Source organism: Streptomyces sp. NPDC030838 (genome assembly GCF_055572035.1).
On sequence record NZ_JBVIED010000003.1, the window covers coordinates 422,629 to 442,279 of the forward strand.

22 protein-coding genes and 1 riboswitch are annotated in these 19,651 nt (G+C 70.1%); of the genes, 11 read left to right on the plus strand and 11 right to left on the minus strand.

Features of this window, described 5'->3' with window-relative positions:
* Positions 1-65: 65 nt before the first annotated feature.
* The 3 genes from ACZ42A_RS12425 to ACZ42A_RS12435 all read right to left on the minus strand — a co-directional run bounded on the left by ACZ42A_RS12425 (position 66) and on the right by ACZ42A_RS12435 (position 2,101).
* Positions 66-1,124: an alkene reductase gene (locus tag ACZ42A_RS12425; RefSeq protein WP_468527133.1), complete on the minus strand. Its 1,059-nt coding sequence runs from the start codon at positions 1,122-1,124 to the stop codon at positions 66-68.
* Positions 1,125-1,225: 101 nt separating this feature from the next.
* Entirely contained in the window at positions 1,226-1,759 is a 534-nt protein-coding gene (locus ACZ42A_RS12430) for a DUF6624 domain-containing protein (protein WP_468527134.1), read from the minus strand.
* A gap of 84 nt (positions 1,760-1,843) precedes the next feature.
* Entirely contained in the window at positions 1,844-2,101 is a 258-nt protein-coding gene (locus tag ACZ42A_RS12435) for a hypothetical protein (protein WP_468527135.1), read from the minus strand.
* 112 nt (positions 2,102-2,213) lie between these two features.
* On the opposite strand from ACZ42A_RS12435, the gene ACZ42A_RS12440 reads away from it, so the two are divergent.
* The 9 genes from ACZ42A_RS12440 (at position 2,214) to ACZ42A_RS12480 (ending at position 8,784) form a co-directional block, all read left to right on the plus strand.
* Positions 2,214-3,053, plus strand: a complete 840-nt coding sequence (locus ACZ42A_RS12440) for a helix-turn-helix domain-containing protein (protein ID WP_468527136.1) — start codon at positions 2,214-2,216, stop codon at positions 3,051-3,053.
* Positions 3,037-3,243 carry a DUF397 domain-containing protein gene (locus tag ACZ42A_RS12445; protein WP_468527137.1) on the plus strand — a complete coding sequence of 69 codons (207 nt, stop codon included), beginning with the start codon at positions 3,037-3,039 and terminating at the stop codon, positions 3,241-3,243. The genes ACZ42A_RS12440 and ACZ42A_RS12445 overlap by 17 nt, the downstream gene beginning before the upstream one ends.
* Positions 3,244-3,745: 502 nt before the next feature.
* Complete coding sequence (locus tag ACZ42A_RS12450) at positions 3,746-4,309, plus strand: hypothetical protein (RefSeq protein ID WP_468527138.1); 564 nt, start codon at positions 3,746-3,748, stop codon at positions 4,307-4,309.
* A 38-nt stretch (positions 4,310-4,347) separates the two neighbouring features.
* Entirely contained in the window at positions 4,348-4,623 is a 276-nt protein-coding gene (locus tag ACZ42A_RS12455) for a type II toxin-antitoxin system Phd/YefM family antitoxin (RefSeq protein WP_468527139.1), read from the plus strand.
* The gene (locus tag ACZ42A_RS12460; protein WP_468527140.1) at positions 4,620-4,766 is read left to right on the plus strand and encodes a type II toxin-antitoxin system RelE family toxin; all 147 of its coding nucleotides are present in this window, start codon (positions 4,620-4,622) and stop codon (positions 4,764-4,766) included. Before ACZ42A_RS12455 ends, ACZ42A_RS12460 begins: the two co-directional genes overlap by 4 nt.
* Before the next feature lie 31 nt (positions 4,767-4,797).
* Positions 4,798-5,367: a hypothetical protein gene (locus ACZ42A_RS12465; protein WP_468527141.1), complete on the plus strand. Its 570-nt coding sequence runs from the start codon at positions 4,798-4,800 to the stop codon at positions 5,365-5,367.
* 332 nt (positions 5,368-5,699) lie between these two features.
* Positions 5,700-6,176, plus strand: a complete 477-nt coding sequence (locus tag ACZ42A_RS12470) for a hypothetical protein (protein ID WP_468527142.1) — start codon at positions 5,700-5,702, stop codon at positions 6,174-6,176.
* Complete coding sequence (locus ACZ42A_RS12475; protein ID WP_468527143.1) at positions 6,173-8,227, plus strand: DUF6571 family protein; 2,055 nt, start codon at positions 6,173-6,175, stop codon at positions 8,225-8,227. Before ACZ42A_RS12470 ends, ACZ42A_RS12475 begins: the two co-directional genes overlap by 4 nt.
* A complete protein-coding gene (locus ACZ42A_RS12480) occupies positions 8,224-8,784 on the plus strand; it encodes a hypothetical protein (protein ID WP_468527144.1) in 561 nt (186 codons plus the stop codon). Before ACZ42A_RS12475 ends, ACZ42A_RS12480 begins: the two co-directional genes overlap by 4 nt.
* Before the next feature lie 21 nt (positions 8,785-8,805).
* Here ACZ42A_RS12480 and ACZ42A_RS12485 read toward each other — a convergent pair whose 3' ends face one another.
* The 5 genes from ACZ42A_RS12485 to thrC form a co-directional block, all read right to left on the minus strand.
* Positions 8,806-9,936 (minus strand): NADH:flavin oxidoreductase, encoded by a 1,131-nt coding sequence (locus tag ACZ42A_RS12485; RefSeq protein ID WP_468527145.1) that lies wholly within the window; start codon positions 9,934-9,936, stop codon positions 8,806-8,808.
* Between the two features lie 176 nt (positions 9,937-10,112).
* Positions 10,113-11,735: a chaperonin GroEL gene (gene groL / locus ACZ42A_RS12490; RefSeq protein ID WP_073941641.1), complete on the minus strand. Its 1,623-nt coding sequence runs from the start codon at positions 11,733-11,735 to the stop codon at positions 10,113-10,115.
* Positions 11,736-12,037: 302 nt separating this feature from the next.
* Positions 12,038-12,241 carry a cold-shock protein gene (locus ACZ42A_RS12495; protein WP_004986573.1) on the minus strand — a complete coding sequence of 68 codons (204 nt, stop codon included), beginning with the start codon at positions 12,239-12,241 and terminating at the stop codon, positions 12,038-12,040.
* A 408-nt stretch (positions 12,242-12,649) separates the two neighbouring features.
* The gene (locus tag ACZ42A_RS12500; RefSeq protein WP_365513242.1) at positions 12,650-12,928 is read right to left on the minus strand and encodes a MoaD/ThiS family protein; all 279 of its coding nucleotides are present in this window, start codon (positions 12,926-12,928) and stop codon (positions 12,650-12,652) included.
* An 83-nt stretch (positions 12,929-13,011) separates the two neighbouring features.
* Positions 13,012-14,301, minus strand: coding sequence for a threonine synthase (thrC, locus tag ACZ42A_RS12505; protein ID WP_468527146.1), 1,290 nt, complete (start codon positions 14,299-14,301; stop codon positions 13,012-13,014).
* A gap of 18 nt (positions 14,302-14,319) precedes the next feature.
* Positions 14,320-14,475: riboswitch (SAM riboswitch) on the minus strand.
* Between the two features lie 167 nt (positions 14,476-14,642).
* Here thrC and ACZ42A_RS12510 point away from each other — a divergent pair.
* Both ACZ42A_RS12510 and ACZ42A_RS12515 read left to right on the plus strand, forming a co-directional pair.
* On the plus strand, positions 14,643-15,587 hold the full coding sequence (locus ACZ42A_RS12510) for a glucosyl-3-phosphoglycerate synthase (RefSeq protein WP_468527147.1): 945 nt from the start codon (positions 14,643-14,645) through the stop codon (positions 15,585-15,587).
* A 99-nt stretch (positions 15,588-15,686) separates the two neighbouring features.
* The gene (locus ACZ42A_RS12515) at positions 15,687-17,099 is read left to right on the plus strand and encodes an alpha,alpha-trehalose-phosphate synthase (UDP-forming) (protein WP_468527148.1); all 1,413 of its coding nucleotides are present in this window, start codon (positions 15,687-15,689) and stop codon (positions 17,097-17,099) included.
* Here ACZ42A_RS12515 and otsB read toward each other — a convergent pair.
* The 3 genes from otsB to ACZ42A_RS12530 are packed head-to-tail and all read right to left on the minus strand — an operon-like array spanning position 17,087 to position 19,488.
* Positions 17,087-17,932, minus strand: a complete 846-nt coding sequence (gene otsB, locus ACZ42A_RS12520; protein ID WP_468527149.1) for a trehalose-phosphatase — start codon at positions 17,930-17,932, stop codon at positions 17,087-17,089. The genes ACZ42A_RS12515 and otsB overlap by 13 nt on opposite strands.
* A 47-nt stretch (positions 17,933-17,979) precedes the next feature.
* The gene (locus tag ACZ42A_RS12525; RefSeq protein ID WP_468527150.1) at positions 17,980-18,213 is read right to left on the minus strand and encodes a DUF3263 domain-containing protein; all 234 of its coding nucleotides are present in this window, start codon (positions 18,211-18,213) and stop codon (positions 17,980-17,982) included.
* Between the two features lie 33 nt (positions 18,214-18,246).
* Positions 18,247-19,488 (minus strand): ABC transporter substrate-binding protein, encoded by a 1,242-nt coding sequence (locus ACZ42A_RS12530; RefSeq protein WP_468527151.1) that lies wholly within the window; start codon positions 19,486-19,488, stop codon positions 18,247-18,249.
* Positions 19,489-19,651 lie beyond the last annotated feature (163 nt).

Here is a 19,651-nt window from a genome sequence, read left to right on the forward strand (position 1 = left end):
GGTCTCGATGCTCGGTCTCGGTGTCCAGGTCCCTGGCCGGTGCCAGGTGCCCGGACACCTGGGTGTCAGGACAGGGTCGGGTAGTCGGTGTAACCCTTCTCGTCCCCACCGTAGTAGGTCGCGCGGTCGGGCTCGTTGAGGGGAGCGCCGGTGCGGACGCGCTCGACGAGGTCGGGGTTGGCCAGCGCCCAGGCACCGACCGTCACGACGTCCGCCAGACCGGCCTCGACATCGGCGGCGAGCGTCTCGCGCGGCCGCCCGGGCCGGTTGACCAGCAGCGCGGTGGGCCAGGCGGCCCGGATGTCGCGCAGCAGCTCCTCGTCGCCGATGTGGAGCAGGTGGAGATAGGCCAGGTCCAGCTTGGCGAGTTCGCCGACGAGGTGGCGGTAGAGGCCCGGCCCGCTCTCGCCCTCGACCAGGCCGCCGACGGGGAGGCCCGGGGACAGCCGGATGCCGGTGCGGTCGGCGCCGATCTCCGCGGCCACGGCGGCGGCGACCTCGATGGCGAACCGGGCGCGGTTCTCGATCGAACCGCCGTACTCGTCGGTGCGCTGGTTGCCGTTCTCGGCGATGAACTGGTGCACCAGGTAACCGTTGGCCCCGTGGATCTCCACCCCGTCGGCACCGGCCTCGACGGCCAGGGCGGCGGCCCGGCGGAAGTCGTCCACGGTGGCGCGGACCTCCTCCGTGGTCAGCGCGCGGGGCACGGGGATGTCCTGCATACCGGTGGCGGTGAACATCTGCTCCCCGGGCGCGATCTCCGAGGGGGCGACCGGGCGGCGGTGGTGCGGGGTGTTGTCCGGGTGCGACATCCGCCCGACGTGCATGAGCTGGATGAACAGATGCCCGCCCGCCTCGTGCACGGCGTCGGCGACCTTGCGCCAGCCGGCCACGTGGGCGGGGGCATGGAGACCGGGTGTGAGCAGATACCCCTGCCCGTCCTCCGACGGCTGGGTGCCCTCCGTGATCAGCAGGCCCAGGGAGGCGCGCTGCGTGTAGTACGTGGCCATCAGGTCCGTGGGCGTCCCGTCGAACCCGGCCCGGTCGCGGGTCATGGGGGCCATCGCCAGACGGTGCTCCAGCTTGAGGCGTCCGACGGTGACGGGGGTGAACAGCTTGTCCATGATTGTCCAGCTCCTCGCAATAGGTTGCCGACCACATAAACCTACGCCGGAATTACGTGGCTGGCAACATAAACGAGGTGGCGTGGCGTACGCGCGGGCGCTCAGGAGGCGGGCCGGAACCGGGCGACGTACGCGTCGAAGGGCTCGATCCCGACCCCGGCGCGCAGCTCGTCCACCCGGTCGGGCTCGGCACACGGCCACGGCACCGGCGAACCGTCCTCCCGCACACCGGCGATCTGCGTGCCGTAGATCTGCTCCCGCCCCTCGTTGACGAGCGTGCGATCCGCCAGGAACGCCAACTCCCGCGCCTGCGCCCGCCCGTCACCGACCGCCGACTCCAGCAGCCGCAGGGCCCGCCGCTGCACATCGAGCTGCCGATCGGCATGCTGAGCGATCAGCCACGCGGCTTGCGCGGCCTCCTCCCCGACGAGATCAGCCGCGGGCCACCCCACCTCGTCCATGATCTCGTTCAGCCGGTCCCCGTGCTCCGCGGTGATCCGCCGCCACCGCAACTGCTCGGCGGGGTCGCCGGAGTTGGCCTGGGCGGCGGCGCGGTGATCGGCCTGCGCCATACGGAGAAGTTCGGCGGCGAGTGCGGAGTGGATGTCTCGACTGTCGTGGCTGTCCTGACTCATGCCCCGACCCTAAATCCGCATAGCGCGCAAAAAGATCATTCCGCCGGATGGTGACAGGCGCTGTCGATCACCGGGATACTGGATCTACCCCTCCTGCCGAAGCCGCTGCCGCTCCCGGTTCACCTTCCGCACCCGGGCCCGCAGCGCGTCGCCCGACGGCACCATCCGCAGCACCTCCGTCAGATGCTCGGCGGTCCGCACGTTGCAGCGCCCCAGGTCGACCAGGGCGAACGGCTCGTCACTCGCGGCGGTCACCGGATCGACGCACAACGACGGCAGCACCACCCCCACGCCCTCCAGCGCCGCCCGCAGCGATTCCACGATCTCTTCGGTTGTCCGCACGCTCCGTACCTCCACGCTGAGTTTCCGATTCGCCACACAGCGTGGCGCGAGCGTCTCTAACCTGGCCAGACGGGGCGCCCCAACAATCCGAGGTGTACGACAGGGAGTTGCCATGCCGGGACCGAAGGACCTCGACCCGTCGTCATCCCCCCGCGCACTGCTGGGCGCGGAGTTGCGCCACGCGCGGGAGAAGGCGGGGCTCAGCCAGGAGGAGCTGGGGCAGCGGCTGTTCGTGAGCGGGTCGTTCATCGGGCAGCTGGAGGCGGGGACGCGGAGGATGCAGCCGGAGTTGGCGCGGATGCTGGATGAGGTTCTGGGGACGGACGATTTCTTCCAGCGGAACTGTGCGGCGCTTGCCAAGTCGAAGTATCCGGAGCACTTCGCGGAGGCTGCGGAGGCCGAGGCCACGGCCACCGAGATCAGGCAGTACGCGCCTCTGCTGATCCCTGGGCTGCTCCAGACTGCCGCGTACACGCGGGCCGTCTGCCGCGCCTACCAGCCGACGGCACCGCAGGATGTGATCGACGCGCTGGTGGCGGCGCGCATGGAACGGGTGCGCATCCTCGACGATCCAACAGAACCGATGTTGTGGACGGTGCTTGACGAGGCTGCGCTGCGCCGCGTGACCGGCGGGCCGGAGGTGATGGCGGAGAGCCTGAGCCACATCGCGGCCCTCGTGCGTCGCAATCGAGTCATCGTGCAGGTGCTGCCGTTCGCGGCCGGCGCTCATTCAGCGATGGAGGGCGCGATCAAGTTGATGGAGTTCAAGGAGGCACCGCCGCTGGTCTACTTCGAGGGCATCGGCACCGGCCGCCTGGAAGACGATCCCGCCACCGTCCGCCACCAGCGGCACACCTTCGACCTTCTCGCGGCGTGCGCGCTCTCACCTGAGAAGTCCCTGGCTCTGCTCGAAGGGATGGCGCAGGATTACGCCCATGAGGACCATCCCTGAGTACGACCTGGACACCGCCACCTGGCGCAAGTCCAGCTACAGCGGCGGCAGCGGCGGCGACTGCCTGGAAGCCACCCACGACTTCCCCACCGTCGTCCCCGTCCGCGACTCCAAGAACCCCACCGGCCCGAAGCTCGTGTTCCGAGCGTCGGCCTGGAGGGCGTTCGTGAGCGGGCTCAAGCAGGACTGACGGGACCCCGAAGCTCAAGTCCCGCGCTCCGAGCCGTCTTTTCAAGGAATGGTCGGTGGGCCTCAACCCACCCTCCCACCCTGCGAGTTGACGTGACGCATTCGGCTTGCCACGCACCGTGACGAGGGTCTAGCGTTCCCCGCAGCAAGCAACAGCCCCCGCCCGGTGCGCCAACACCTGCGGGGGCCTGACCAACGAGATCGCAAGGACCGATCACGTGGCTGACGCCCACTCTAGTGCTGCCCCTCTGCCCGCGCACCCGACGTCCAACCCCGGATACGGCAAGCGCTCCGCCCCAGAACAACTCCCGCGTACGAACCACGACTTCGCGCACCTCCCGCCCCGCGAAGCCGCCATCGCCGCGTACATCGACCGCCTCCCCGACGGCGCCGACATCTCCGTCAAGACACTGGCCAAGCACCTGCCGTACGGGCAGTGCGCGCTCCGTACGGCGCTCAACAGGCTTCAGGAGGCGGGCCACTTGCGGCGGGGGCGCGAGACCGTGACCTCGGACTCGGGCTGCTCCCGCTGGATCACCCGATCGTGGTTCTCCCGTACGGCCCGCGACGACGCGTGGTGGGCGGCGTACACGCGAGGAGACGTACCGGAGCCGAGAACCCGTCCCACCCGCTCCCGCGCCCACATCCTCCTCGCGGCCCTGGGACGTGCCACGCCCGCCCTCTCCCTCTCCGAGACCGACTGCGCGCAGCTCGCTCCGCTGGTCATGGAGTGGTTCGCGCGGGGCGCGGACGAGGAGGTCGTACGGCATGCCCTGACCACCGGCCTGCCGAGCGCGGTCCACCACCCGGCCGCCCTGCTCCGCACCCGCCTGACCGCGAAGCTCCCTCCGCCGCCCGCCCCACGTCCGCCGCTGCGTGTCCTGGAGTGCGCGACCTGCGGCCTGCCGGGGCGCCCGGAGGCGTTGCCAGGAGGCCGGTGCAGCGCGTGCCGAGGCGAACGCGCCCCTGACCGCTCCAGGGCACCGCTCCCCGCCCGCACCGTCCAGGCCCGCGCGGCGGAGATCCGCGCCGCGATGTCCCGACGACGAGAGAAGGCACCCGCGTGACAGGGCAGTACACACACGCAGGTGTGTACAGTTTCCGCATGGACGCGTATCCGCTCGTGGAAGCCCGCAACCAGCTCGGTCAACTGGTCGGCAGGGTCCGACACGGCCACGAGCACATCCTGATCACGGAGTACGGGAAGCCCGCCGCCGCGCTCATCCCCATAAGCGAGCTGGAGGAGCTTCAGCGGCTCCGTGACGAGGCCGACATCGCCGAAGCCCGAGCCCGAGAGGCGGCCCCGGGTGGCCCGTCGATGTCCCACGACGACTTCATGGCCCAGCTGGAGGAAGAAGACCGGCGGGAGGCCGCTTCGTGACGTACGCGGCCTGCCCTCAGGAAGCCCGCGCCCTGGGCGCCTCCGGTTACTACCGGCTGCGCGTCGGAAGCTGGCGCGTGCTGTATCGGCCCGACGACGACACCGTCACCATTTACGTGATCAAGGTCGGTCGCAGCAGCTGAAACGAGGCCCAGCAAGAACCGGAGCCACCCCATGAACCACGCCCAGCTCACCGCCCTAGGCCGTGCCCTCCGTCTCCTCGGGGAGCACGGGGAGGCGCTCACCGCCGACACCCCGGACGCCAGGCTGCACGAGGTGAAGGCGGACCTGCGGCGGGCGCTGGACCTGCTGGAGGAGAGCGTCACCACCGCCGCGCCCACTACCCGGTGCGCCGAGCATCCGAACGGGCCCGTTGACGAGGCCGCCCCCGACCTCTGCCTGCTCTGCGAGACCCGGCGCCGGGCCGCCCGCCGCGCCGAGTTCAACAGTCCCGGCCCAGCCCCGGCGCCCACCCCCACCGCGCCCTCGCGCTACGGCACGCGCGGTGACCGGCCGCAGCCCCAGCAGCGGTGGCTGCCGGAGCTGTGGAACGGACAGGAGTGGCAGTTGTGCGGGACCCCGCGGCGTGATCGGCGGGAGGCGGAGCTGTATCTGGCCGCTCAGCGGCGTGGGTCGCGGCCGGCGATGGCGTACCGGCTCGTGCACGAGTTCACCGACTACGAGGTGCTGCGGGTCTGGGGCACCCCGGTGCGGGTCGACATCGAACCGATGGGCAACCTGTAGCGGCGGCTACGCCTTCGCTCCGCTCATCTCGGGCTCCGCCGCCGACGCCTGCGGAGCATCCGCCACCCGCTGCCGCGGAATGAACGCCGCCACGATCAGCGTGCCGATCATCAGGGTCACCTTCGGGCCGCGAGCCCGGGAGACCGCCGCAGACACCGGTGCCTTAAGCAACGCGATCCGGGACAGCTCCCTCACAGATTTGAAAAAACCGTGTGGAGATGCGGCCGCGCCCGCATCCGACCCGTCGTCCCCGAGCGTTCCTGTGAGCGAAGGTACGACTAGCGGACCGAGCCTGACGGACTGGACGAACCGAGCGAGGAGCGACGGGGGCCATGGCGTGGGAAGAGTGGGATCAGCTCAAGGCCGAGGCGGCGCAGCGGCAGTCCACCGGGATGCAGCTCAACCAGCTCCCGCCCGACGGGGGCAGCGGCAGCGGCGGCAACAGCAAGGCCTCGCACGGTGACCTGAAGGTGGGTCAGGACGATCTGGCGGCGATCGGCGACCGGGCGTTCACACTGTTCGACAAGCTGAGCACCCAGGGCAAGGTCGCGGACGCGAGCACCGGGAGCGCCGCGGCCGACCTCAAGACCCAGGGCTACGCACTCGGCGACGCCCTCGAACGCGTCGAACAGCAGTGGGAGAAGCAGCTCAGGTCGCTGATCGAGGCGTGTGCGCACATCTCCAACCACATGGAGTTCTCGGGCAAGGTGCACCAGGGCGACGAGTACCACGTCGTCGGAATGGTCAGCTCGATCGCGCAGCTCGACAAGGGCTTCGACGAGAACCCGAACAACCCGGAGAACCGATGAACCTCAACGCTCTGCGCTTCGGCGAGTTCGGCAAGCTCTCCACGGCCATCGCCGACTGGAACACCCTCGTCACCAACCTGGAGACCCTCCAGCGGGAAGCCTCGGAGGGCCTCAAGGGCTTCGCCGACAAGGCGAACTGGAGCGGCGTGAACTCGCAGGTGTCGCGGCAGTTCATCACCAAGACGGCCGGCGAGTTCTCCGACGCGTACAACCAGGCCAAGACGATCCGGAACATCCTCCAGGACACCCACGACGAACTCGTCGGCTACCGCGACAAGCTGAAGACGGCCATCGACAACGGCCTCAAGAAGAACCTGACCGTCATGGACACCGGCAACGGCTCCTTCACGGTCACCATGAACGTCCACCCGGACCGCGCGGCCCAGGGCCACAAGCCGCCCGAGCACACGCCGGCGGACGTGACCGCGCTGCGCGACGAGGTGCAGAAGATCCTCAGCGACGCCACCACCAGCGACAACACCGCCGCGGAGATCCTCAAGACAATCGTCGCCCAGTCCGAGCTGGGATTCTCCGACGCCTCGTTCAAGGACCGGGACGCGGCGGCGCAGTCCCTCAAGGACGCGCAGCGCGTCGCGGACCTGATGAAGAAGGGCGACGACATGTCGCCCGAGGAGTTCGACGAGGTCAACCGCATCCTGGCGGCCCACCAGAGCGACCCGCTGTTCCAGGAGAAGTTCGCGACGACCCTGGGCCCGCGCGGCACCCTGGACTTCTGGGCGGACATGTCCGACGGCACCGACGCCAGCGGCCTCCAGCGGGCCCGCCGCGAACAGCTCGACGACCTCCAGCGCAACCTCGGCATGACGCTGGCCGGCGCCACCCAGTCCGACTCGCCCGCCATGCGGAACTGGACCGACCAGATGATCCAGATGGGCGAGCAGCGCTTCCAGCAGCGCGGCGGCGACGTCTACGGCTTCCAGATCATGAGCAATCTGATGCGGACCGGGAACTACGACGACACCTTCCTCAACCGCTACGGCGACAAGCTCGTGGCGATGGAGAAGGAGATGAAGATCCCGGACCGCTACTGGCAGATGGAGCCGACGTTCCCGACGAACTTCATCGGTGACGAGCGCGGCATGGACCCGATGTCCGGCCTCCTGACCGCCCTGTCCAACAACCCCGACGCGGCGACGGAGTTCTTCCGCGACGACCAGCCGCAGGACAACGCCCGCTGGGTGCTCAAGGACCGGCCGTACTTCGACGACAGCCCGTTCAAGGACGGCCCCATCGAGGCCCAGGAGGCGGCCGGGCGGGCGCTCGTCGCCGCCGCCACGGGCATGAACCCGAACGACCCCGGCGCCCGCTTCGTCGAGCACAACGACGGCCACCGCGCCGTCCTCGACCGGTCCCTGGCGATCCTGGCCGAGACCAAGGACGACTTCCCGACCCACCTCCGCGATGACATGGCCAAGGTCCTGGTCAACCACGGCGACTCCGTCCACCACACGATGAGTTCGCAGGCGGACGACAACAAGGACCCGCGCCAGCTGGACCGCAGGCAGCTGCTGGAGGTCACCAAGCAGATCTCCCGCGACCAGAGCTGCTACAACATGCTCAACGAGGGCCTGACCCACGAGATCATCCGGGACTTCCACCACGACAAGCCCGGCGACCCGCGCGAGACCCTGATGCGGGCCGGCGGCACGATGGGCTTCCTGGAGGAGGCGCGGTACCAGGCGCTGGAGGTCGACAAGGAGGACCCGACCTGGGCCGCGAAGTTCGTCGAGAGCGGTGTGGGCGCCGCGGTGAGCTACATCCCCGTGGCCGGGCCTGTCGTCGACAAGGGTGTCGGCGTCGTCGTGGAGGCCTGGAAGCAGGACGAGCAGCAGCGCATCAACGAGGAGAACCAGCGGATCAAGGGCGACACCTTCACCGCGCGCGAGGGCCAGCTCCAGGCACTGGCGGACGAGTGGATCGCCGCCAACCAGAACAACCTGGACGGCGGCAACCGCTACACGATCACCGAGGAGATCAACGACGCCGCGTTCAGAGGGAACGACCGAGCGCAGAAGCTGGTGGGCAAGTGACGGCGCGACGAGCCCGGCGCCGCGGCACGCGTGCGCTCGCGGCGGCCGTGGCGCTGGCCGCCGCGGCGGTCGGCTGCGGCGGGTCCGGGGACTACGCCGTGCCCGACCGGGTGTGCGGCGTCCCCGTGGACGCCGACGCGCTCGCGCCGCTGCTGCCCGACGGCGAGAAGCTCACCGAGAGCCGCACCGACAAGGGCCGGGGCAGCGTGTCCTGCCGGGTGAGCGTGGACGACGCGCTCGTGCTCTACCTGGCGGGAGACGTCACGGACCGGGGTACCGGCAGGGACGCGGTGTCCCTGGAGGACCGGGGCCTGCGGCGGCTCGGCGACCCGTCCCTCGTCGAGGGGGTCGGGGACGCGGCCGCGGTGGCGGACGCGGGGGCCAAGGCCACGGTGGAGTGCACAGCCGAGGGAGAACCCCGGGACTTCGTGGGGCTCGTCCAGCTGGAGGGCGAGGAGCCGGTCCCCTCGGAGACCGAGGAACGCCGGGATGCCCTCCTGGCGTTCCTCAAGTCCTGGTTCCCGGCGGCGGAAAAGGCTCAGGGCTGCGCGCCCTGAACCCCCGGCCGGGTCCCGGCGTCAGCTGAGCGTCTTCAGCGCGGCGGCGTCGTACGGCTTCAGCTCGTCGAACCGGCCCGCCAGCACCTTCTCCGCCCACTCCGGGTCCTGGAGCAGCGCGCGGCCGACGGCGACCAGGTCGAACTCGTCGCGCTCCAGGCGGTCCAGGAGGTTGTCCAGGCTGCCGACCGGGGCACCCTGGCCCGCGAAGGCGTGGATGAAGTCGCCGTCGAGGCCGACCGAGCCGACGGTGATGGTCTGCTTGCCGGTGAGCTTCTTCGTCCAGCCGGCCAGGTTGAGGTCGGAGCCCTCGAACTCGGGCAGCCAGTAGCGGCGGGTGGAGGCGTGGAAGGCGTCCACACCGGCCGCGGCGAGCGGGGTCAGGATGGCCTCCAGCTCCTCCGGGGTCTCGGCGAGCCGGGCGTCGTAGGCGCCCTGCTTCCACTGGGAGTAGCGGAAGAGGACCGGGAAGTCCGGGGAAACGGTCTCGCGGACCGCCGCGACGATCTCGGCCGCGAACCTGGCCCGGGCCACGGGGTCGCCCCCGTAGACGTCGGTACGGCGGTTGGTGCCCGCCCACAGGAACTGGTCGAGGAGATAGCCGTGGGCGCCGTGCAGCTCCACGCCGTCGAAGCCGATGCGCTCCGCCGCCGCGGCGGCCTCGGCGAAGGCGCCGATGACGTCGTCGATGTCCCGCTGGGTCATCTCCTGGCCGGCGCCCTCCGAGCCGTCGAGGCCCAGGCCGGACGGGCCGACGGCGGGGGCCTCGGGGAACGGGGGCCGGCCGGCCTTGCGGACCATGCCGATGTGCCACAGCTGCGGAACGATCTTCCCGCCCGCCGCGTGGACCTCCTCGGCGACCTTCGCCCAGCCGGCCAGCTGCTCCTCGCCGTGGAAGCGCGGCACACGGTCGCTCTCACCGGCCGAGTCGTGGCCGACGTAGGTGCCCTCGGTGACGATCAGGCCGACGCCCGCGGCGGCGCGGCGGGCGTAGTACGAGGCGACGTCCGCGCCGGGAACGCCGCCCGGCGAGAACTGACGGGTCATCGGCGCCATCGCGATCCGGTTGCGGACGGTGAGGCCGTTGATCGAGACGGGGCGGGAGAGGATCTGCGCGGCACGGGCGGAGGGGGAGTCTGCGGTGACGGTCACTCGGGGGGCTCCTAGCGGTACCAGGCGGTATGTGCGTATGCAACGAACACCAACTGGGCCGCCCTGGCCGTCATTCCGCCCGGAGTCTGTGACTCCGGACACGCCCGAGGGCGGCGCCCCCGCCTCTCGGCAGGGACACCGCCCTCGGAAAAGGACCGGATCAACCGTCAGGTCGATCAGAAGTCCATGTCACCGCCCGGCATGCCGCCGCCGGCCGGGGCAGCGGCCTTCTCCGGCTTGTCGGCGATGACGGCCTCGGTGGTGAGGAACAGCGCGGCGATCGACGCGGCGTTCTGCAGCGCGGAGCGCGTCACCTTGGCCGGGTCGATGATGCCTTCCTTGACCAGGTCGACGTACTCGCCGGTCGCGGCGTTCAGGCCGTGGCCCGGGGTCAGGTTGCGCACCTTCTCCACCACGACGCCGCCCTCGAGGCCGGCGTTGACGGCGATCTGCTTCAGCGGGGCCTCGAGCGCGAGCTTCACGGCCTGGGCGCCGGTCGCCTCGTCACCCTCGAGCTCCAGCTTCTCGAAGACCTGGGAGGCCTGCAGCAGGGCCACGCCACCACCGGCGACGATGCCCTCCTCGACGGCCGCCTTCGCGTTGCGGACGGCGTCCTCGATGCGGTGCTTGCGCTCCTTGAGCTCCACCTCGGTGGCGGCACCGGCCTTGATGACGGCCACGCCGCCGGCCAGCTTCGCCAGACGCTCCTGGAGCTTCTCGCGGTCGTAGTCCGAGTCGCTGTTCTCGATCTCGGCGCGGATCTGGTTCACACGGCCCGCGACCTGGTCGGCGGAGCCGGCACCGTCGACGATGGTGGTCTCGTCCTTGGTGATGACGACCTTGCGGGCGCGGCCCAGGAGGTCCAGGGTCGCGTTCTCCAGCTTGAGGCCGACCTCCTCGGAGATGACCTCGCCGCCCGTGAGGATGGCGATGTCGCCGAGCATGGCCTTGCGGCGGTCGCCGAAGCCCGGGGCCTTGACGGCGACGGACTTGAAGGTGCCGCGGATCTTGTTGACGACCAGGGTCGACAGGGCCTCGCCCTCGACGTCCTCGGCGATGATCAGCAGCGGCTTGCCCGACTGCATGACCTTCTCCAGGAGCGGGAGCAGGTCCTTGACGTTGGAGACCTTGGAGTTGGCGATGAGGATGTACGGGTCCTCGAGCACCGCCTCCATGCGCTCCATGTCGGTGGCGAAGTAGGCGGAGATGTAGCCCTTGTCGAAGCGCATGCCCTCGGTGAGCTCGAGCTCCAGACCGAAGGTCTGCGACTCCTCGACGGTGATGACGCCTTCCTTGCCGACCTTGTCCATGGCCTCGGCGATCAGCTCGCCGATCTGGGTGTCGGCGGCGGAGATGGAGGCCGTGGAGGCGATCTGCTCCTTGGTCTCGACCTCCTTGGCCTGGTCGAGCAGCGCGCCGGAGACGGCCTCGACGGCCTTCTCGATACCGCGCTTCAGGGCCATCGGGTTGGCACCGGCGGCCACGTTGCGCAGACCCTCGCGGACCAGCGCCTGGGCGAGGACGGTGGCCGTGGTCGTACCGTCACCGGCGACGTCGTCCGTCTTCTTGGCGACTTCCTTGACCAGCTCGGCGCCGATCTTCTCGTACGGGTCCTCGAGCTCGATCTCCTTGGCGATGGAGACACCGTCGTTGGTGATCGTGGGGGCGCCCCACTTCTTCTCGAGGACGACGTTACGGCCCTTGGGGCCGAGGGTCACCTTGACGGCGTCCGCGAGCTGGTTCATGCCGCGCTCGAGGCCGCGCCGCGCCTCCTCGTCGAACGCGATGATCTTGGCCATGTGAAGTGGTCCTCCCAGGACTGGGGGTGATTACTTCGGACCGCGCCCGCGCCCGCGACGGACGGCTCGCCTGCCTCGTGGTTCCTTGCCCCACCTGGCCTGCGGCCTCACCGACCCGGTCCATCTTTGTCACTCTCACCTTCAGAGTGCTAACGCCAATGATTAGCACTCGCCCCCATCGAGTGCAAGCGGCTCTCGGAGACCGGCAGGTAGTCAGCGGTGGGCGAACAGAGGACTACGGCGGGCGGACACGCCGAAGGGCTCGCACCGGCGTGCGGTGCGAGCCCTTCGCAATGGAACGTTCAGGCGGTGACGCGAACCATGTCGGCCTGCGGGCCCTTCTGGCCCTGCGAGATCTCGAACTCGACCCGCTGGCCCTCTTCCAGGGTGCGGTACCCGTCCATCTGGATCGCGCTGTAGTGGACGAAGACGTCCGCACCACCGTCGACCGCGATGAAGCCGTACCCCTTCTCCGCGTTGAACCACTTGACGGTGCCCTGAGCCATGCCTAACTCCCCTATTACTGGCCCTTGCACAGATCCACACTTCGCGGATCCGGGTCAGACCTCACCCCCCAGTCGTTGGGGGCGTGCGCCGGAACGCGTCGACCGCGGCTGAATGTATCTGTCCAACTGCCGTCTGCAACAGGTCAATCGGACGAGAAATCCGGGCAGCATCGATCGCTTGTTTACGGAGAATTCACCTGATTTCCGGGCAATTCGGGCCAGGCAAAAGGAGCGAAAGGCGCAAAAACACCGCTGATTTTGGCTGCTTCTCGACGCAGCTTCAGCACGGATTCTCCGCGGAAAGAGGAGCGGGTTCCCCAACTGTACCGCGCTCAATCACATGGAATTGCCCCCTCCGCTTCTCTCACGGAGGGGGCAATTCGACGAACGGTCTGTGACAGGTGTGGCTCAGCAGCCGCCGGCCACCGCCGGAATGATCGACACGCCCGCGCCGTCCGGCGTGGCCGTCTCCAGCCCCTGCTCGAACCGGACGTCGTCGTCGTTGACGTACACGTTGACGAACCGCCGCAGCTTGCCCTGGTCGTCCAGAACCCGGGCGGCGATGCCGGTGTGGTTCTTCTCCAGGTCGGCGATGACCTCGGCGAGGGTGGCACCTTCGGCGGCGACCTCGGCCTGGCCACCGGTGTAGGTGCGCAGGATGGTGGGGATGCGGACAGTGACGCTCACGTGAAACCTCCGGTCAGGGTGAGGGACTAAGGGGCGCGGGGAACTGCGCGACCAGCCCCCACCGGCCCGCAGCGAACAACGATCTAGACGAGCCCGGCCTCACGGAACGAATCCAGGCTGGGCCGAATGGTCGCCGTCAGCCCCGTACCGGCCACCGCGTCGAGGGTCTTGAGGCCGTCGCCGGTGTTGAGGACGACGGTGGTCTTGGCGGGGTCGAGGACACCGTTCTCGATGAGCTTCCGCGTGACGCCGACGGTCACCCCGCCGGCGGTCTCCGCAAAGATCCCCTCGGTCCGGGCGAGCAGCTTGATCGCGTCGACCACCTGCTCGTCCGTGACGTCCTCCACCGCACCTCCCGTGCGCCGCGCAATGTCGAGCACGTAGGGACCATCCGCCGGGTTCCCGATCGCCAGCGACTTGGCGATGGTGTTCGGCTTCTGCGGGCGGACGACATCGTGGCCGGCCTTGAACGCCGCCGACACCGGCGAGCAACCCTCCGCCTGCGCGCCGAAGATCTTGTACGGCTTGTCCTCGACGAGCCCGAGCTTGATCAGCTCCTGGAGACCCTTGTCGATCTTCGTGAGCTGGGAACCGGAGGCGATGGGCACGACGATCTGGTCCGGCAGCCGCCAGCCGAGCTGCTCGCAGATCTCGTACGCCAGGGTCTTGGAGCCCTCCGCGTAGTACGGCCGCAGGTTGACGTTGACGAAGCCCCAGCCCTCGCCCGCCGGGTCGCCGATCAGCTCGGAGCAGAAGCGGTTCACATCGTCGTAGTTGCCCTCGATGCCGACCAGCTCGCCGCCGTAGACCGCGGCCATGACGACCTTGCCCTGCTCCAGGTCGTGCGGGATGAACACGCAGGAGCGGAAGCCGGCGCGGGCGGCGGCGGCACCCACCGCGCCCGCCAGGTTGCCGGTGGAGGAGCAGGAGAGGGTGGTGAAGCCGAAGGCGCGGGCGGCCTCCAGGGCCTGGGCGACCACGCGGTCCTTGAAAGAGTGGGTCGGGTTGCCGGAGTCGTCCTTCACGTACAGGCCGCCGGTGACGCCGAGTTCGCGCGCCAGGTTGTCGGCCTTGACGAGCTTGGTCCAGCCGGGGTTCAGGTTCGGCTTGTCGGCCACGTCGGCCGGGACGGGGAGCAGCGGCGCGTAACGCCAGATGTTCGCGGGGCCCGCCTCGATGCGCTTACGCAGTTCCTCGGCGTCGTACGCCGAGAAGTCGTAGGCGATCTCCAGCGGGCCGAAACACTCTTCGCAGGCGAAGACCGGGCCGAGCGGGACGCGGTGGCCGCACTCGCGACAGGAGAGCGCCGCGGCGGGGCCGAGGTCCACAATGGAAGCGGAATCAGTGGTGCTTGCAACAGTCTGCACAGCCATGTGAGGCGAGGCCCTTTCTCCTCATCTTCCTCACGACGCACTTCGCCGTGAGACGGATTTGGCACCTTCCCTAGCCGGGGAGCCTCGCGAAATGATCAGCGGTGATCTACGAGACCGGCTGGAGGGTTGCCGGGGCTTCATCGGGCCGTGTCCCTCTGCCCCTCTGGATGAGCTGTATGCGGTTGTAAAACGCGAGCGACCCCCGACATGCGATGGTCATCAGCGTTGTTCAAGACTGTAACCGAAGGCCAGGACAGTTGAGATAGTCGTCCGAACCGCGAGATGGATCACAACGCAGACCGATCACCACTCGCCGAGAGAACGCAGAGGAGCCGCGCACTGTGCTGGAAGAAGTCGAGCGCTGGCTGAGCACCCGCTCCTGGTCCGTGACCGATCGCCCGCTCCACAAGATCCTGGCCGCCAAACGCGCCACGGGCCAGACGGTCAGTGTCGTGCTGCCCGCGCTCAACGAGGAGGAGACGGTCGGCGACATCGTCGCCGCCATCCGCCACGATCTGGTGCGGCAGGTCCCGCTGGTCGACGAGATCGTCGTCGTCGACTCGGGCTCCACCGACCGCACCTCCGAGGTGGCCGCCGCCGCGGGCGCCCGGGTGGTGCACCGCGACGAGATCCTGCCGCGCATCCCCGCCGTCCCCGGAAAGGGTGAGGTGCTGTGGCGGTCCCTGCTCGTGACGAGCGGTGACATCGTCTGCTTCGTCGACGCGGACCTGAAGGACTTCTCGTCCGACTTCGTCTCCGGGATCGTCGGCCCGCTGCTGACCGACCCGGACGTGGACCTCGTCAAGGCGATGTACGACCGTCCGCTGGGCGCCGCGGCCGGGCAGGGCGGCCGGGTCACCGAGCTGATGGCCCGCCCGCTGCTGAACATGCACTGGCCGCAGCTGGCCGGGTTCGTCCAGCCGCTCGGCGGCGAGTACGCGGCCCGCCGGTCCCTGCTGGAGCAGCTGCCGTTCCCCGTCGGGTACGGCGTGGAGCTGGGCATGCTGGTCGACGCGCTGCACCTGGTCGGCCTCGACGCCCTCGCCCAGGTCGACGTCGGGGTGCGCAAGCACCGCCACCAGGACGGGCAGGCCCTGGGCCGGATGTCCGCCGCGATCTACCGCACGGCCCAGCTGCGGCTGGCCCGCGGGCATCTGATCCGGCCGTCGCTCACCCAGTTCGAGCGGGTGGAGGACGGTTTCGAGCCGCGGACGTACTCGGTGGACACGGAGGAGCGTCCGCCGATGGTGGAGATCGCGGAGTACGCGGCCCGCAAGGTCGCCTGAACGCTGACCTGCGGCGGCACCTGACGTAACACGCGCCACGGGCCGTATACGGCCGAACCGTACGTTTGAGCGGTTGGGGGGCGGGCTAGGTTGAGGACCATGGCTTCGACGTCAGGTGCTGCACAGGTACTGGTGGCCTCCAACCGTGGCCCGGTCTCCTACCAGGTCCGCGACGACGGCTCGCTGCACGCCAAGCGGGGCGGCGGCGGACTGGTGTCGGGTCTGTCGGCGATCGGGCCGGACGCGGGCGCGCTGTGGGTGTGCTCGGCGCTCGGCGACGGCGACCGCGAGGCGGTGCGCCGCGGGGTCGGTGAGAGCGGCGTGCGGATGCTGGACATCCCGGCCGACGTGCACGCGGACGCCTACAACGGCATCGCGAACTCGGTGCTGTGGTTCGTCCACCACATGCTGTACCAGACGCCGCTGGAGCCGGTGTTCGACGCGGAGTTCCGCCGGCAGTGGGCGTCGTACGAGACGTACAACCGGGCGTTCGCCGAGGCGCTGGCGGCCGAGGCGGCCGAGGGCGCGGCGGTGGTCGTGCAGGACTACCACCTGGTGCTGGTCCCCGGCATGCTCCGCGCACTCCGTCCCGACCTGCGGATCGGCCACTTCTCCCACACCCCGTGGGCGCCCCCGGAGTACTTCCGGATGCTGCCCGACGACATCGCGCAGGCCGTCCTGCGCGGCATGCTCGGCGCGGACCGGCTCGGCTTCCTCACCCACCGCTGGGCGGACGCGTTCACCGCGTGCTGCGAGGCGTTCGCGGGCGGGCTCGGCTCCACCCGGATCGGGGTGCACGGGCTCGGCGCGGACGCGGACTTCCTGCGCGGCCGCTCGCGCGAGGCGGACGTCGAGGAGCGGATCACCGGGCTGCGGGCGGAGATCGGCGCGGGCCGGAAGGCGATCGTGCGGGTGGACCGCACCGAGCTGTCGAAGAACATCGTCCGCGGCCTGCTGGCCTACCGGCAGCTCCTCGCCGACCGCCCCGAGTGGCGCGAACGGGTCGTGCACGTCGCCTTCGCCTACCCCTCCCGCCAGGATCTCGCCGTCTACCGCGACTACACGGCCGAGGTGCGGCGGCTGGCCCGGGAGATCAACGAGCAGTACGGCACCCCGGGCTGGACCCCCGTCCTGATGCACGTCGAGGACGACTTCGCGCGCTCCCTGGCCGCCTACCGGCTGGCCGACGTGGCCCTGGTCAACCCCATCCGGGACGGCATGAACCTGGTCGCCAAGGAGGTGCCGGTGGTGTCGGACCAGGGCTGCGCGCTGGTGCTGTCCCGGGAGGCGGGCGCCTACGAGGAGCTGGGCGAGGACGCGGTCGGGGTGAACCCGTACGACATCGGGGCCACGGCCGACGCCCTGCACCGGGCGCTCACCATGCCCCTCGACGAGCGGGCGGAGCGGACCAAGCGCCTCGCCGCGGCGGCCACCGCGCTGCCGCCGGCCCAGTGGTTCCTGGACCAGCTGACCGCGCTGACCGGTCAGGACGGAACCGGTCAGGGCAGCTGAGCCGCCAGCGCCCGCAGCAGCCCCACGACCCCTTCCGGTCCGTCGACCACCACGTCCGCCCGCTCCCGCAGCTCCGTCACCTCGTCGCTGCCGCTGCAGACGAGGAGACCCGGGGTGCCGTCGGTGCGGAGCTTCTCGACGGCGGCGTAGGCGGGGAGGTCGCCGAGGTCGTCGCCGGCGTAGAGGACCGCGCCGGCGCCGGTCTCCCGGACGTACCGCTCCAGCGCCACGCCCTTGTCCATGCCGGGCGGGCGCAGTTCCAGGACCATGCGGCCGGGCTCGACGACCAGGCCGTGGCGGCCGGCCAGCTCGGTGAGCGGGGCGCGCAGCGCCTCGAACGCGGCCTGCGGGTCGGCGGCGCGGCGGGTGTGCACGGCGACCGCGAAGCCCTTGTCCTCGATCCGGGCACCGTCGACTCCCGTGAGGACCCGCGGCAGCGCGGCGCGGACCTCGGCGACACCCGGGTGCGGGTCGGGCGCGGTGATCCGGCCGCTGACGGCGTCCCAGCGTTCGGCGCCGTAGTGGCCGAGGACGACGAGGTGCTCCAGGCCCGGGGCGTCCGCGAAGCCGCCGAAGCGCACGGCGACCTCGGCCGGGCGTCCGGTGATCACCGCGACGGCGGCCACCTTCGGGGCGAGCGCGGTCAGCGCGGGCACCGCTTCGGGGTGGGCGCGGGCCCGCTCCGGGTCGGCGACGATCGGGGCGAGGGTGCCGTCGAAGTCGAGCGCGATCACCGCGTCGCCCGGCCGGGCGAGCAGGGCGCGCAGACCGTCGCGCCCCTGCGCGGTCACCGGCTCGGGAAGGTCCGTCGAGTGCGTGTCAGGGCTGCCCATACGGCGAACCTATCCGCCCGGGGCCATACCGAACCGTGAACCCGGCCTCACCGCTGCGCGCGTCTGCGCTCCCGCACCCGGCGCAGCCGGTTCACCGTCACCGGGTCGTGCTCCAGTGCTCGCCGGTCGTCGAGCAGGGCGTTCAGGAGCTGGTAGTAGCGGACCGGGGCGAGGCCCAGCTCCTCCCGGATCGCGCGCTCCTTCGCGCCGGGGCCCGGAAAGCCCCGGCGCTCCAGCGCGAGGATGTCCTGTTCCCGTCGGTTCAGCGGCTCACGCTCCATACCCGGAACGCTAACCGCCGCCACTGACAGCGCCTACTCGGCGGCCGCCGCGCTCTCCGCGGTCAGGGCGGTGTTCTCCAGTGCGCCGAGCACGGCCGACGGGCTGCCGCCGGGCGCGACCGCCTTGCCGATCTGCTTCTTCACCTCGGCGCTGACCTGCGCCCAGGACGTCTTGCCCACCGGGTACAGCTCGGCGAGCGGCAGCTCCTCCAGGAAGGGCTGGAGGTCCTTGTCCTCGGCGGCGGCGCTCATGACCTCGGACGCGGAGTTGGTGACGGGCAGCAGGTCGTACTCGCGGGAGAAGTCGAGCACGTTCTTCTCGGCGTAGACGAAGTCGAGGAACTCGCCGACCTGCTCCTTGTGCCCGTTCTGCTCGAACGCCATCATCCAGTCGGCGACGCCCATGGTCGCCGGGGACTCGCCGTCGGCGCCGGGCATCGGCACCATGCCGAACTTCACGCCCTTCTTCTCGGCGATCTTCATCAGCGAGGGGTGGCCGTTGAGCATGCCGACCTGCCCGTTCGCGAACGCGGCGAAGGCGTCCGCGCGATTGAGCCTGCCGGGGGCGACCGGTCCGGTCAGGTCCTTGCCGACGAGTTCGTCGCGCAGCCAGGTGAAGGTCTCGACGTTCTCCGGGGAGTCGATGCCGTAGCCGCCGGAGGTGTCGGTGTAGCCGCCGCCTCCGCTGAGCAGCCACTGCATGGTCTCGGCCTGCGCCTCCTCCGGGCCGAGCGGCAGCGCGTACGGGTACTTCACGCCCTTCGCCTTGAGCGCCTCGGCGTCGGCGGCCAGCTCGTCCCAGGTGGTGGGCGGGGTGAGGCCGGCCTTGGCGAAGAGGGTCTTGTTGTAGAAGAGCAGGCGGGTGGAGGCCGCGAACGGCATGCCGTACTGCGTGCCGTCGATCTGGCCGGCCGCGGCGAGCTGGGCGGCGAAGTCGGCCTGGACCGGTATGGAGAGCAGTTCGTCGGCCGGGTAGAGCAGCCCGGCGTCCGCGTAGTCGGCGTAGGCGCCGATCTGCGCCATGTCGGGCGCCTTGCCGGCGTCGACCATCTCCTTGACCTTGGCGTCGACGTCGTTCCAGGAGTAGACGCTGACCTCGATCTTCACCCCGGGGTGCTCGGCCTCGTACTCCTCGACCAGCTTCGCCCAGTACTTCTCGGAGCTGTTGGCCGCGCTGTCGCCGTAGTCCGCGGCGACCAGCCGCAGGGTCACGTCGTCGGAGCCTCCGGTGAGGCCGCAGCCGCCGAGGACCGCCGTCATGCCCAGTGCGGACATCACCGCGACCATTCCTGCCTTGCGCCGCTGCACTGCTTCCCCAACCCCTGTCGACTCGCGTTGTCCTGTTGTCCGAATTCCGGAAGGAGGTCTACACCTTCCGTGGAAAACAAGGTCTACACCACGTAAGTGGACTAGACCTCTTCCGGGTCCTCGGGCCACA

What these genes read in the sequence shown, in the direction of transcription:
- ACZ42A_RS12475 (WP_468527143.1), top strand. Translation starts at nt 6,173, where the DNA reads ATGAACCTCAACGCTCTGCGCTTCGGCGAGTTCGGCAAGCTCTCCACG.
- ACZ42A_RS12465 (WP_468527141.1), top strand. Translation starts at nt 4,798, where the DNA reads ATGAACCACGCCCAGCTCACCGCCCTAGGCCGTGCCCTCCGTCTCCTC.
- ACZ42A_RS12530 (WP_468527151.1), bottom strand. Translation starts at nt 19,488, where the DNA reads ATGTCCGCACTGGGCATGACGGCGGTCCTCGGCGGCTGCGGCCTCACC.
- ACZ42A_RS12440 (WP_468527136.1), top strand. Translation starts at nt 2,214, where the DNA reads ATGCCGGGACCGAAGGACCTCGACCCGTCGTCATCCCCCCGCGCACTG.
- ACZ42A_RS12455 (WP_468527139.1), top strand. Translation starts at nt 4,348, where the DNA reads ATGGACGCGTATCCGCTCGTGGAAGCCCGCAACCAGCTCGGTCAACTG.
- ACZ42A_RS12445 (WP_468527137.1), top strand. Translation starts at nt 3,037, where the DNA reads ATGAGGACCATCCCTGAGTACGACCTGGACACCGCCACCTGGCGCAAG.
- ACZ42A_RS12425 (WP_468527133.1), bottom strand. Translation starts at nt 1,124, where the DNA reads ATGGACAAGCTGTTCACCCCCGTCACCGTCGGACGCCTCAAGCTGGAG.
- ACZ42A_RS12430 (WP_468527134.1), bottom strand. Translation starts at nt 1,759, where the DNA reads ATGAGTCAGGACAGCCACGACAGTCGAGACATCCACTCCGCACTCGCC.
- thrC (WP_468527146.1), bottom strand. Translation starts at nt 14,301, where the DNA reads ATGGCTGTGCAGACTGTTGCAAGCACCACTGATTCCGCTTCCATTGTG.
- ACZ42A_RS12470 (WP_468527142.1), top strand. Translation starts at nt 5,700, where the DNA reads ATGGCGTGGGAAGAGTGGGATCAGCTCAAGGCCGAGGCGGCGCAGCGG.
- groL (WP_073941641.1), bottom strand. Translation starts at nt 11,735, where the DNA reads ATGGCCAAGATCATCGCGTTCGACGAGGAGGCGCGGCGCGGCCTCGAG.
- ACZ42A_RS12525 (WP_468527150.1), bottom strand. Translation starts at nt 18,213, where the DNA reads ATGGAGCGTGAGCCGCTGAACCGACGGGAACAGGACATCCTCGCGCTG.
- ACZ42A_RS12515 (WP_468527148.1), top strand. Translation starts at nt 15,687, where the DNA reads ATGGCTTCGACGTCAGGTGCTGCACAGGTACTGGTGGCCTCCAACCGT.
- otsB (WP_468527149.1), bottom strand. Translation starts at nt 17,932, where the DNA reads ATGGGCAGCCCTGACACGCACTCGACGGACCTTCCCGAGCCGGTGACC.
- ACZ42A_RS12495 (WP_004986573.1), bottom strand. Translation starts at nt 12,241, where the DNA reads ATGGCTCAGGGCACCGTCAAGTGGTTCAACGCGGAGAAGGGGTACGGC.